This is a genomic window from Sporocytophaga sp., assembly GCF_017745095.1.
Lineage (GTDB): Bacteria > Bacteroidota > Bacteroidia > Cytophagales > Cytophagaceae > Sporocytophaga.
Window position 1 is genome coordinate 18,834 of sequence record NZ_JAGHZZ010000015.1, and the last position, 13,319, is coordinate 32,152.

Consider the following 13,319-nt stretch of genomic DNA (forward strand, 5'->3'; position numbering starts at 1 on the left):
AGATCGTTTGGTATTCATTGAATAATAATAGCACAGGTTCCAGAGCCTGTGCTATTTGTTTATGTTATAGAAGAAATGTTTTTTTGGATTGGTGTTAATATTGCAAATCATCTCATTTTATTAATATTTACCTATCTTTATAGTAGAATGATTCATTGAATGGAACTTTATACAGAAGAAATAAAGCTAGGCGAATTTTCAAACATTAGTTTTTATAGCGCCTTGGAGGCCTATTACAATATGGGGTTTGTAATAGTAAATGTAAAGGATATGGAAAATATTGAAATACATGCTGATAATATATTTCTGGGTAGTATACAATTTATACATAGAGCTCTGCAAAAGCTAAATAAAACAATTCCTGAACCACTTGATTATCCAAAGAGCTTATCAAAATATTTAGGCAGAAGAATCTGGGAATCAACTATGGATGAAATCGCCAATAATCCGGATAAATGGAATGTATTCGTCAAACCTAAAGGATACGTTAAGAAATTTACCGGCAGGCCTGTCAGATCCACTAAAGATCTGGTAGGCTGTGGAGATATAAATATGAACACTCCTGTATGGGTTTCTGAACCTATAAATTTTACTACTGAATGGAGAGTTTTTGTAAGGTATGGTAGAGTTTTAGGAGTAAAGTTGTATAAAGGAGATTGGAGGAATCATTTTAATTCTGAGGTTATAGAAGCTGCAATTTCTGATTTTGAAGGTGCTCCAGCAGGTTATGCTCTTGACTTTGGATTAACCAGTGATAATAGATTTTTATTGATTGAAGCAAATGATGGGTTTTCTTTAGGAAACTATGGCTTGTTCTACGTAGATTATGCAAAACTATTGTCTGCGAGATGGGCTCAATTAACAGGCAGTAATGACCTTTGTAATTTTTAGAAATAAAAAAATCTTATTGTTTAAGTATAATCCTTAGCAATCAGCGAAATACCACTCTTCTGTGAATTTACAGTTTTTCGGTTTACCGTTTTTCAATTGAAATGTATATTTTTACAGTAATGCCAAACCAGTTAATGATGGCAGATACAAGTTTTACTTTTTAATTTTTAAACACCTGATGAGAAAAATATTTTTCTTTTTGATTTCTCTGATTCCATTACTGACTAATGCTCAGATGAATACATGGGAACGTTTTCATGGCGCTGAAATTAAGCATCCATTTAAAGACTTCATACTTCCTGATCCAGATGTAGATAGTCTTGGTAATAAATGGATTCTCAATAATCAGAAAAAAAGTCTATGGAAGATACACGGAACAGACACTACTAAGTTTGAGAATTTTCCCGATGCTAATTTCACTTTAGGTGTTTTTCCCAATGGTACTGTTGCTCTGTTTGGATATTCTGGATCAGCAGAAAAGGGATATACCAATTATATGGGCTATTGTGACGGAACAACTTTGAAGTTTTATTCAGAGTCAGTTATGAGAGATGTATTGACATCAGCGTCTAACTTTACAGGAGTATTTCAGACTGACAATTATATTTGGATACGTAAGACGGACAGATTAATTCGTTTTGATAAAGTAAATTCTTTTAAAGAATATACTATGGCTGAACATCTTACTACAGGCTCTATGGGGCAAGTTATTCAAGGGAGAGATTATTTGATCATTTTTATGGATCGTGTTCCATATATATACAGGGATGCTGAAGATGTATGGAAAAAGTTATTGCCAGATGACCCGATTTCGGCGGGCTATATACTTACTACATCCAACGCGGTCTACATGATAGGAACCCAAAAGTCCTATCGATTTATGCTTAATTCTGGTACTTTGGAAACATCTGATTTCGGGCCTACTCCGGACCTTGGTACCCTTTCCTCTATAGATGAATTTAATAGGGATTTCTTTGCATATAGTTATACAAGAGGTCTGGTGGTGACATATAAGGGGCAAGTTTCCATTTATAAATTTACTGATTATGTTGATGGTGATGCCTTAGATTACTACAATGAATATGATTATTGGAGTAAAACACTTGAAAATGGCATTTCCATGTTGACTGTTTCTGGAGGTGATGGAAATCGTATGGAAGAGTTGCATTTCAGCTTTCAAAATGGAGTTGTGAAGTTTGAAGGCAAAACAGGTGTTCATAACTCCTTCATGTATAAAGAGCTCAACGGAGATAAATTTTACTATTATACCACCTATGTTAAGGCAGGCGAAAGCTATATGACTATAGTAAAAAACGAACTGGATACAACAAAGGTGCGTATGCCAGAAGAATTCAATGGCTCTGTAGTGCTTGCAGATTCCAGCTATTTATATGTAGGAGGGGAATACCCTTACATCTGGCGTATGAACAGAAACCAATATTTTATGAAAGGTATTTTATTCTATGATACCAATCGAAATGGTATTAAAGATGCCGAAGAGGTTGGGATTAACAAATATGCTATGGAAATAAAGCCTGCAGGTATAAAAGTATTTGCTGATCAGAACGGTTACTTCAGTTTTGCTGCCGAGCCAGGACAGCAATATATTCTTGAAATACCGGCTGATTCTATTTTCGATTATGTGTCCAAAGAATTTCCATATACCCTTTCAGGATCTGAAGTCAATATGATTGGTTTTACTATCCGTGATTTTAAACCGGAGGTTAGAACAAATTTTTATTTACCATGGCCTCGCTGTAATACCACAGCAAGTGCAACCCTGAGAATTGAGAATCCGGGAATTCTGGACATTGAAAAAGTAAGACTTACTCTTATTGGTGATCCTCTTGTGAAAATTACCTCAATGGATGCTGTAGAAAAGACTACGGATACACTTGTTTTCGAAGTAAATGATCTTGGATCTTTTAACTCTAAAACGCTTTTGTATGACATTACCTTTCCTAATGGAAACAGTGTAGGCAAACCATTGGTATTTAAGTTAATTTCCGATTTTTATTCATCTGGATTGTTAGTGCATTCCGATATGGACAGCTTGAATACTACAGTTAAATGCTCTACTGATCCCAATGATAAAGCTGTGACCCCAATTGGACTGGGGGATAATCATCTTACCTTGTTCAACACTCCGCTTGATTATTTAATACGTTTTGAAAATACTGGAAACGATACCGCATATGTTGTTGCGATTCATGATACTTTGGATGTTAACCTTGATGCTTCTACGCTTGAGGTTAAAGGCTCATCTCACGATGTAATTACAGAAGTTAATAAAGATGGCAAAGTAATTTTTCATTTTGAAAATATCATGCTTCCTGATAGTACTACTAATAAAGAAAAAGCTCAAGGATTTGTACGTTTTACCATAAAGCCTAAGAAAAACATAGCTGAGATGACGGTAATCAGGAATAAAGCTGGAATTATCTTTGATAAAAATGATCCGGTTATTACCAATGAGGTTTTTAATACCTTTGTAAGTCATTATCCGGTTGTAGCCTCTGTTGAGGGGCCGAAAGAAAACAACAAACTGATTTATCCTAATCCTGCAAGCACTCAAATCAACATTAAAGGTGTTGAAGGAACCTACACTGAAATATATGATTTTACAGGAAAGCAAGTGTATCAAACAAATGAAACCATTATCAATACATCAGATTGGTTGAGCGGACTTTATGTTTTTAGAATATTCGATTTGAATGGAAAAGCTTTAGGTGTAGAGAAGGTCCTTGTAGTGAAATAAGAGAAAGCATAAAACGATAATAACTCTCATTCAAGACTTATGAGAAAGAACCATTTTACAATTAGTAGAATGGTTCTTTTTTATTTATCTGATCTATATTAGAGATTTAATTCCATCCACCTCCCAAAGCCTGGTAAATATTGACCTTAGCATTCATCTGTGATTTTTTGGTTTCTATAAGTTCGAATTTGGAATCTAGTGCATCACGTTGTGTCATCAATACTTCCATGTAATCAGCCCGGGCAGAATTGAAAAGAGTTGTAGAGATATCGATTGAGCGGGTAAGTGCCTCCACTTGCTGTGTCTTAAGACTAAAGCTTTGTTGCATGTTGTTGATATTAGCAAGCTGATTGGCAACCTCAATATAGGCTTCCAGGACAGTACGTTCATAATTATACACTGCCCGTATCTGTCTTGCGTTGGCCGAATAGTAATATGCTTTGATTGCATTCCTGTTGATCAAGGGAGTGACAAGGTCTCCTGCAAGATAGTATAGTATCGATTCAGGAGTACTGAAGAAATATTGGGCATTATATGCATTGTAACCTGCCGCCCCGGTGATTTTTAATGAAGGATAAAAGTTTGCTCTGGCGGCCTTAATGTCAAGTCTGGCAGCCTGTAAATCCTGTTCAGCTTGCTTTATGTCAGGTCGGTTATCTAAAAGTTGAGAAGGAATACCAGCATAAATTGTATCAGGCTTAAGATCTATAAAGGTTTCGGAATGCCTTAATATCGGCTGAGGGAATCGCCCAATAAGGAAATTAATTCGATTTTCAGTTTCCGTTATTCTCTGCATGATGTCAAACTGACGACTTTGGTTTTTGAGTACTTCAGCTTCAAACTTACGTACGGCAAGTTCAGTGACCTTAGCTGCTTCTTTTTCTAACTTTACTATTCTCAATGCATTCTGTTGGATTTCAATATTCTTTTTAAGAGTTTCCAGTTGATTATCCAGTGCCATCAATTCATAGTAAGCATTTGCTATTTCAGCAATGATTTGGGTAACCATAAAATTTCTTCCTTCCATAGAAGACAGGTACCTGTGCATGGCTGCTTTTCTGGCATTCCGAAGTTTCTTCCAGATATCAATTTCCCATGAAGCTCTTGCCGAAAGGAGAAGATCAGAGAAAGGCTCCGGAAACCTTTTTCCGGGAGCTATATCTAAATTTTCATCAACACTTCCTAATCGGGTATATCTACCCATCTTATCTATGCCAGCACTAGCTTTAATATCCACCGAAGGAAGATAGTCACCTTTTCTTGACCTTATTTCATTCTGAGAAATGTTAATCTCCTGAAGCACAATATTAAGGTCCTGATTATTTTTTAATGCAGTATCAATAAGGAGATTTAGATAAGGATCATTAAAATACTCCTTCCATTTTACTTTAGCAGTATTGGTGGTGTCCTGAGAATCTTTATACGCTGCAGGTACTGTTCTATTTTCGGATTTGTGTACCAATGATGGTATACAACCTGTAAAGAAAATAGTAAAGAATAAAATGAAAGTATATTTATTAAGTCTCATTGTCCTCATCTGATTACTTTCTCAGGGTTCAATTTCTTCTGTTAAAGGATTGTCGTACTCATCCTGTATAAGTTTCCTGCCAGCAGCCAGGTTTCCAAATACGTAATATAGTCCGGGTACAATAATTACCCCGAACACTGTTCCGAAAAGCATTCCTCCCAGAGCGGAAGATCCTATGGTTCGGTTCCCAATGGCCCCCGGACCATGTGCTAATACAAGAGGAATCAATCCTGCAATGAAAGCAAATGAAGTCATTAATATCGGGCGAAAACGAACTCTTGCCCCTTCTATTGCTGCACTATATACAGATGCTCCTTCACGTTGCTTCTGCACTGCAAACTCTACGATTAACACTGCATTTTTTCCTAATAAGCCAACCAGCATAATCAATCCGACTTGTGCATAAATGTCATTAGCCAATCCCATAAACTTAAGCAGGAGAAATGAACCGAATATTCCAACTGGTAATGACAATAGAACAGCAAGTGGCAAAATAAAGCTTTCGTACTGAGCAGCAAGAACTAGGTATACAAAGGCAAGAACAATTAAAAAAATGTATATAGCTTCGTTTCCTCGTTCAACTTCATCTTTCTGGAGTCCTGCCCAGTCTATATCATAATTTTCAGGTAATGTTGTCTCTGCCACTTCCTGTATAACCTTTATTGCTTCACCACTACTGTATCCAGCTGCAGGAGCGCATCTGATGGATGCAGTGGTATACATATTATACCTGTTGATTTCATATATCCCTTGTGTTTTTTTGATCTTCATAAAGGAGGAATATGGAACCATTTCATCACGGTCATTTTTAACATACAATTTCATAAGGTCTGAAGGCAGCCGTCTGAATTCAGGAGAAGCTTGGACAAAAACTTTGAAAAATCTGCCAAATTTTATAAAACCTATGTCGTAAGAGCTACCGATTAATATAGAAAGGTTATCCATTGCTTTGCCAATTGAGACGCCTTTCTGCATCGCTTGTTGATTATCTATCTCTATTTCATATTGAGGATAATCTGTTCTGTAAAAAGTAAACAATGAGGTAAGTTCTTTTCTTTTTTCCAAAGCAGCCATGAATTTTTCAGTCACTTCACCAAGCTTATTGTAGTCGACATCATTGTTCTTGTCCAGAAGTTGTACTGCGAGACCACCGGCTGCACCATAACCTGGCACCGCAGGTGGGTCAAAGAATTCTATCTGTGCACCGGGAATGGTCTTTGCTTTTTCTTCCAGCTCTGCAATAATTTCCTTTACCGTAAGATCCCGTTCATTCCATGGTTTTAGATTAATAAGACAGGTTCCGGAATTAGAGCCACGTCCCTGTGTCAGGATTTCAAACCCTGCAAGGGATGAAACTGATTCTATCCCTTCAATTTTTTTAGCAATATCCTGAAGCTGTCTGCTTACATCGTAAGTTCTTTCCAAGGTAGAGCCCGGAGGTGTTTGAATAACAGCATAGATCATTCCCTGATCCTCAGAAGGAACAAAGCCTGATGGAATATTTCTTGTGATCACCACAATACCTAAGCTGAAGGCTATTAGTATTCCAAATGTGACGAGCCTTCGGTTTACTATAAGTTTTAACAGGCTTGAATATTTTGCTGTAAGTTTGTCAAACCCTTTGTTAAAGCCATTAAAGAATTTATCAATCAAAGATTGTTTCTTAGGTTTGCCATGCTTATGTTTGAGTATCATAGCGCACAGAACCGGTGTAAGAGTTAATGCAACGATACCGGAAAGAACAATGGACGCAGCCATTGTAATGGAGAACTGCCTGTAGAAGATTCCGACCGGACCAGTCATAAATGCTACCGGAACAAATACAGCAGTCATTAATAGGGTGATGGCAATTACAGCTCCACTGATTTCTCCAAGTACTTTTTTAACTGCGTGATAAGGAGGAAGATGTTCCTTTTCCATTTTTTCATGGACGGCTTCTACAACAACAATAGCATCATCCACCACTATACCTATAGCAAGTACCAGGGCAAACAGGGTGATAAGGTTAATGGTAAGGCCAAAAGCTTGTATTACAAAAAAAGCTCCTATCAAAGATACCGGTACTGCCAATGTTGGTATCAGCGTGGAACGCCAGTCTCCAAGGAAAAGAAATACAACCAGCGCCACGAGAATAAATGCATCTCTTAATGTATGAATAACTTCTTCTATAGATGAGTTTAGAAAGTTTGAAACATCATAACTGATTTCATATTCCATTCCCGGAGGGAAAGTTTTTTTTAGCTGTTCAAGTTTAGTTTTTACTTTTTCAATAACTGCTGTGGCATTGCTTCCATACGTCTGGTTAAGGAGTATAGCCGCAGAGGGGTATTGATCTTTGTTGGAATAGATATCATAGTATTCGCTCCCTAATTCCACTGTTGCAATATCTTTTAGGCGCAATACCTCTCCATCGGGACTAGCCTTTATGATTACATCCTGGTATTGCTCAGGATCGCTATATCTTCCTGTATAGGTTAGTACATATTCGATTGATTCGGAGCGCTTGCTGTCAGCTCTTCCCAGCCTTCCCGGAGAACCTATAATGCTTTGTTCATCCAGTGCTTTCATTACTTCATCGGTCCCTATATTATAAGCTCTCATGCGGTCAGGATTTAACCAGATACGCATGGCATATTGCCTGCTTCCCAGAATTCTTGCTTGTCCTACACCTTTGATCCTTTGAAGTTCAGATAATATATTAATGTAAGCATAATTGAAAATCAATTTCATGTCGGCACCAGCATTCTTGCTATATAGATTAATATACATAAGCATGCTTGGCATCATTCGTTGTACTACAATACCTTCCAGCTGTACCAATGAAGGCAGCCTCATTTTCATTTGCTCAATTCTGTTCTGTATATTTACGAGGGCCTGATTCGGATCTTCTCCCAGATCAAATACTATCTGAATATTCGCTTCTCCGGAACTTGCAGCCGTTGAAAACATGTACTTCATTCCTGGAACTCCATTAATAGCCTGTTCCACAGGAATGAGTACTGAACTTACTAATACAGTGGAGCTTGCTCCCGGATAAGAAGCGTTAATCATAATCATCGGAGGAGCTATTTCCGGGAATTGTGATTTGGGCAAAGAATACATGGAGAGCAAGCCCACAAAGACAATGACCAGCGATATAACGATAGCAAATACAGGCCTGTGAATAAATATATTAAACATCTTATCCTCCTACATTTTATTTATTACTCAGCATGTAAATTCAGATTGGGGATTACTTTCTCCGGTGGAAGGTATTCGTAGTTTATTTTATCACCCTCCTTAACAATACGCAGCCCTTCAAGCAGGATTTTATCTTTTTCACTTAAGCCACTTATAACATATAAGTCAGGCATCTCTGTTAATATTTTGATCTCTCGGGATTTAATAATATTGTTTTGATCTACTACATATACATACTTCTTGTCTAAGACCTCATAGGTTGCTTTTTGCGGAATGATCAAAGCATTTTTGATTGGGACGGTCATGAGTATATTGCCAGTCTCTCCATGTCTGAGAAGTCCGTCAGGGTTAGGGAAGGAGGCTCTGAAAGCTATATTCCCTGTTTCATTGTTAAAATCTGCTTCTATCGTTTCAATTTTTCCGGGATAATCAAAGATTTTATGATTGGCCAACTCCAGATTTACTTTTATAGAAGTATCCTTTGACATAGGTTTATAATCAAGATATTCTGCTTCTGGTACATTAAAATATACCCACATAGTACTATTGTCTGATAGTATTGTAAGGAGATCTCCTTCTTCTATGAGACTTCCTTTTCTTACATGAAAACGATCCATTATACCGTTGAAGGGAGCTTTGATTTCAGTGAAATTCAAATGCGTCTTAGCGAGTGCTAATTCAGCTTTGGCCTTGTCCAGTTTGGCTTTAGACATAGATAGTTCGTTTTTTGATACGATGTTACTATCGGCTAGAAGTTTCGTGTTTTTGTATTCGATTTCTGCAAAGTTGACTTCAGCCTGAGCCTTCTGATATTCGGCTTTATAGGAGACCGGCATGATTTGAAACATGGGTTGTCCTTCCTTTACTTTCTGCCCCTCGTCTACATATATTTTCTGGAGATAGCCGCTTTCCAATGCTTTAATTTCAATGTGCTGGATTGCATGGATCTGAGAGACATATTGCCTTGTAATGGTCGTGTCTTTTTTGAGAGGGCTGGTTACCAAAAATTTAGTGGTACTTTCCTTTTCTTCTTTTTTAGACTCACATCCTAAAAATATCATAGCGCACAGAAAAACTATGAGATATAGCTTCATCATACAGATTACTTTAAAATTATATAGTTTACCCTCTAGAGGAGAAAAATTAACTAAATGAGGCAGCTTAAGTTTTGAATTATTTAAAAAGAACGTGGTGTTGCTCTTTTTTTCCCTAAGAAATAAAAAGTTATGGAAGCAGGTTGTCCAATAAAAGGGCTGGATTTTGAATTCAGGGAAAGGAAATAAGGGAATTGTGTTTTTAAACCAAAGTAATGGAAGAATGCAGCTAAGGATATAAAAAAGCCCGAGGATATAATCTTCGGGCTTTTTCACTTAAAACTTATAACCTAGAACTTATAACTATTTTGGAAGGTGTATAAAACCATACTTCCATAAAATAAAGAATAAGATGCCTATCAGGATGGATAATAATAGTACTATTGATAAGAACGGACGCTTCTTTTTAGTAAATGGATCATTTAAGTTAACCTTTGCTCCTTTAGGTAAATGAGCTAGATTGGTAAGCGTATTTCCAAAGGGAATATTAACATTGGCTCTAGCGTTTATAGCCCAGCCATTCGCATCTAAAAGAGGAGCAAGGTTACGCTTACGTAACTTAAGAAATGCCATCACCATAGGAGGGCCGGAAATAATTAAGACAAGCCCAATGAAAGCTAATGGCATTTTCCACCATACTAATCCCATAAATCCTGCAACAATAGAAACTGCTGCAGATCCAATTGCACCAAGGGCTAAACCAATTGCAGCAAAAATTCCGACAAACTTTCCAACATCAAAAGGCTGTGCCGGTGGTTTGGGAGCAGTTGCAGTTGTGATTTCAGTTGAAGCATCTTCAAGGCCTTTGGTAGATTTGGTCTCTACGTTTGCCTCTTGCTCAGCGGCAATTTTGTTGATCTGTGTTTCTATGAATCTATAAACCTTTTTATATGGAGACCAGAAAGCCTGGGCAATACTGATAGGATTGTCAACGATTTTAATGATGGTTGCATCCCAGTCTCGGCCATCTCTGTCATAGAATAAGGCATTTCTCCCAACTACTAAATTATCTATATCTCCATTCGTCAAGGCCGCTGCTATCGTCATTTTTTCACTTGTTGTTTTGGATACACATTCACAGTATATTAAAAACATACCGCTATAGGTGCTCATTGTATAGTGTTTAGGTAGATCAATAACTTTTATACAAAGGTCGCAGCTACGTTGATCGACATATAATGTGCCTGCCTGAAAAATTGCTTTTGAATCAGGAGAATAAAAATCGTAGAATGTGACAAAATTCTTCAGCAAGGTATATAAATCACGATAATAGCGGACAAGCTGGTCAACTAAGATAATATTATTGGCTTCATGTTCCAGTGCTATATCTTCTGCTATCAGAGATTTTAATTCTTCAGGATGGTTACTGGACAGAATTTCTCTCACGCGGTTAATACCTAATGCGGAAACTGATGTTCCTACCGCTTCTGCTTTCCATTGAACAAATGCGGTAAAGATATCTGATATAATTTTCCAATCGACTTCGCTTAATGATTTCTGATTTGGGAATAGTTTATTTGCAATGAACTTGTTAAATGAGTTCATAGTAGTTTCCCATGCTGGATTAATTCCTGTATAAAGTGGCAAATCTTTTTTAGCCTCTATTTTCGCCAGAGGATAGCTTGCAATTTCTTCTATGCAGGTTGAAAGATCTTTTGTACTAATGGCTTCAACACGGGCAACAAGCAAGTTCAACACATCTGTAGAGCGAGGGTCAAATGCTGCCAGTTTGCAACGCAGGAAGTAATCTTCAATTTTTGATTTAATTGTTGTATAGTATTGATAGGCTTCTTCTGTCTGTTCACCGAAAGGAAAAATGGAGGCTGTATAAGCATCGGCTTTATCATGCCAGCTTGCATATAAGTTACATTGTTCCAGAAACGTTGTCATCTGCTCAATAGAAATACCTTGCTTACCACCTCTGTCAGTCGAAGAACCCACGCAGGAAATCACTTCTTTGAGAAGTTGAATAAGCTTTGGATCATTCGTGGTATCCTCTGTAATTATGCCGTCTCCATTGAACTTTGATAAAGCAAATATTTTTGGAATGTCAGATGTCTCTTCAACAGTAAGTATTTCAGAATCTTCTTTATTGATATTCTTTAGAATGACTTTAGCAGAAGATAAAAGTTTACGTCCTGCCTCGGTTTGATCATTAATAGCTGATATGGGAAAGTTTGCTTCTTGCTTTAATAAATCATCAGGGTTTTTGATGATAGACGTAACCCAATCGACTGCTGCTACAATTTCGGGCACACGGATCTTTCCGTCCTTATCCTTATCAATAAGTTCTAATGTTTTTGGATCGATTTCAAGATCATTAACAGGACAGCTTAGTGCTGTCCATAACTTTTGATCAAGCGAACCTAAATGTATCAGGTCCTGACCAGATTCAATGTTTACACGTTTTATACCTCCAACGGTGGAGAAATTCCAGATATGATTATTGTTCACTGAGGATGAGCTTTATAGAAATATTACTTTGACTTAATGGAAGTCAAATTAGCAAATTCTTTACACTGTAAAAAATGTCGCAGGTTTTCAATACTTGTCTTTTAGTCACAATAAACTGGTGAAGAGAGTCATTTTCTTCACCTTATTCTTAAATTTATTAGTCTTAAATAAATGTTTTAAGAGGGAAAAATGAAAAATATATACACCTGATATATAATGAATAAGTTATAGCCAATTTTAAAAATGACAGACGGATCAACGATTACTTTAAGAGTAATGAAGTCGACATGGGGAATATCTATTCGGCTGACTGCAAGACTTATTGATGATGAGTCGAAATCAAGTCAATATTTTGTGACTGACAAAATTGGATTAAGTACTAATTCTATAGGAATTAAACTAGTCGAAGAGGAGATCTTGATGTTGACTAGCGGACTGCGATGGGTTTCAAATGAAATTGAAAAAAGAATTGAACCGGATAAATTTGTAGTCATTGAGCTTGTTAAAGTTGAGTTTGCTGAGGCAGACTTCCAATCAGAAGGACTTTATTATGGAATAGCAACTTGGGCTTCTGAACATTTTGATTTCACTTTGCCTAACTATGAAGTCCACTTTGACAAAAGAGAAAACAAATACAAATTTCCGGACATAGAATTGAGAGAAGGGAATTAAAAACCTGCTATAAGAACGTGAAAATCAAGCGCTGGTTCAGGTTAAGGTTGTATTTTAGCTTTCAAATAAGTATGGTTTTATGGCATCTAGTTTTATACGACATGGAGATTTTGGTTTCTGGGCAAATGATGGGTTTGTAGAAGCTATGCAATTGTGTTTGATTAATGAAATTGAGTCCAATCAAGCTGATTCAGTTGATTGGGTAGCCGCGTTTAAGGTAGAGTTGGCATTGCAATCTTTTCCAATGATTTACGGGGGAATGTCTATGGAACTAGATGATTTTTTGGACACAGATGAAAGAAAAGAGATTGTCTTGAGATTGATTGATCAAATTATGAGTCACATAAATTCTGTATCAGATTATCTCATAGGGACAACGATGCACACCTTTCGAAAACGAAGCATGCAAATATTGCAAGAAACCGGTAAAGTGGATTTTAAAAATGAAAACGAATTCCAGAAAGCAGTCAATGATTCGAATTGGCTTGGGTCTTCAATTCATGAAATTAAAGATCGTTATACTCATTCATTTGTATTACTAAAGAGACTGATACTAGGACAGATTAAGACAACGGCATCATCACCGATTGATTACTGGAACTACTAGGACTAGCCGTATTTGATGATAATAATCAGCTGATCGAAATGTGTTTTAGGAAACTAATTTGTACCCCTGAGTTCGCGCTTGATGCATCTACTTTTCTCTATGGTGGGACAAAAGCATGGAGTAGTAGGTCTACAA

General features: G+C 36.9%; 8 protein-coding genes. 4 read left to right on the top strand and 4 right to left on the bottom strand.

All coding sequences use genetic code 11. The features are described from left to right. Positions 1–159 precede the first annotated feature (159 nt). Both J7604_RS19270 and J7604_RS19275 read left to right on the top strand, forming a co-directional pair. Positions 160–891 carry an ATP-grasp domain-containing protein gene (locus tag J7604_RS19270; protein WP_293899327.1) on the top strand — a complete coding sequence of 244 codons (732 nt, stop codon included), beginning with the start codon at positions 160–162 and terminating at the stop codon, positions 889–891. Positions 892–1,069: 178 nt separating this feature from the next. Next, positions 1,070–3,649, top strand: coding sequence for a T9SS type A sorting domain-containing protein (locus tag J7604_RS19275; protein ID WP_293899330.1), 2,580 nt, complete (start codon positions 1,070–1,072; stop codon positions 3,647–3,649). Between the two features lie 106 nt (positions 3,650–3,755). Here the strand turns inward: J7604_RS19275 and J7604_RS19280 are convergent, their stop codons facing one another. The 4 genes from J7604_RS19280 to J7604_RS19295 all read right to left on the bottom strand — a co-directional run bounded on the left by J7604_RS19280 (position 3,756) and on the right by J7604_RS19295 (position 11,905). Beyond that, positions 3,756–5,177, bottom strand: a complete 1,422-nt coding sequence (locus J7604_RS19280) for a TolC family protein (protein ID WP_293899332.1) — start codon at positions 5,175–5,177, stop codon at positions 3,756–3,758. A 21-nt stretch (positions 5,178–5,198) separates the two neighbouring features. Continuing rightward, complete coding sequence (locus tag J7604_RS19285) at positions 5,199–8,357, bottom strand: efflux RND transporter permease subunit (RefSeq protein ID WP_293899334.1); 3,159 nt, start codon at positions 8,355–8,357, stop codon at positions 5,199–5,201. A gap of 23 nt (positions 8,358–8,380) precedes the next feature. Then, positions 8,381–9,454, bottom strand: a complete 1,074-nt coding sequence (locus J7604_RS19290) for an efflux RND transporter periplasmic adaptor subunit (RefSeq protein WP_293899336.1) — start codon at positions 9,452–9,454, stop codon at positions 8,381–8,383. 300 nt (positions 9,455–9,754) lie between these two features. Next, positions 9,755–11,905 carry a hypothetical protein gene (locus tag J7604_RS19295; protein WP_293899338.1) on the bottom strand — a complete coding sequence of 717 codons (2,151 nt, stop codon included), beginning with the start codon at positions 11,903–11,905 and terminating at the stop codon, positions 9,755–9,757. Between the two features lie 243 nt (positions 11,906–12,148). Here J7604_RS19295 and J7604_RS19300 point away from each other — a divergent pair, with 243 nt between their 5' ends. Both J7604_RS19300 and J7604_RS19305 read left to right on the top strand, forming a co-directional pair. After that, positions 12,149–12,577 (top strand): hypothetical protein, encoded by a 429-nt coding sequence (locus J7604_RS19300; protein ID WP_293899340.1) that lies wholly within the window; start codon positions 12,149–12,151, stop codon positions 12,575–12,577. 79 nt (positions 12,578–12,656) lie between these two features. Continuing rightward, entirely contained in the window at positions 12,657–13,184 is a 528-nt protein-coding gene (locus tag J7604_RS19305; RefSeq protein ID WP_293899342.1) for a hypothetical protein, read from the top strand. The last annotated feature ends 135 nt before the right edge of the window (positions 13,185–13,319 follow it).